Genomic DNA, 377 nt, shown 5'->3' with positions numbered 1-377 from the left:
AATATTTATGCTAGGTTTCTTGCCTGTTCTAGGTGTTCTTATTACACTTCTTTTAAATTTTATTGCTGGACCTGGTTATACAACCGCAGTAAATCAAGGTGCTATTTACATATATTTCAAGGGCTCTGTTATTTGGTCGGTGTTTGCATTTTTTACAGGTATATATATGTACTCTAAATGTAGTTCAATGAACCATATAAAATTTGTACTTGGAGTTTTATCGGTCACTTTCGGTGTCGCCATGCCTTGGATGATCGGTATGTCGTAGTGTTCAAAACATAACAAGAATTTCAAGCGGGACAAAATAAAGTTGGCTGTTTTGTTCACTCCGTTCACTTATTTTAGCCAACGTTATTTTGCCCCTTAAATGGGCGTTA

General features: G+C 35.8%; 1 protein-coding gene. It reads left to right on the top strand.

Annotation, left to right across the window (positions count from 1 at the left end):
- Positions 1–268 (top strand): hypothetical protein (locus H4J67_RS20080; protein ID WP_182204938.1); only part of this gene is annotated, 268 nt, incomplete at its 5' end.
- Positions 269–377: the final 109 nt, after the last annotated feature.

The sequence above is a fragment of the Colwellia sp. BRX10-4 genome (assembly GCF_014077465.1).
Lineage (GTDB): Bacteria > Pseudomonadota > Gammaproteobacteria > Enterobacterales > Alteromonadaceae > Colwellia_A.
The sequence above is the reverse complement of the archived record's forward strand: the minus strand, read 5'-3'. Positions and strand labels throughout refer to the sequence as shown.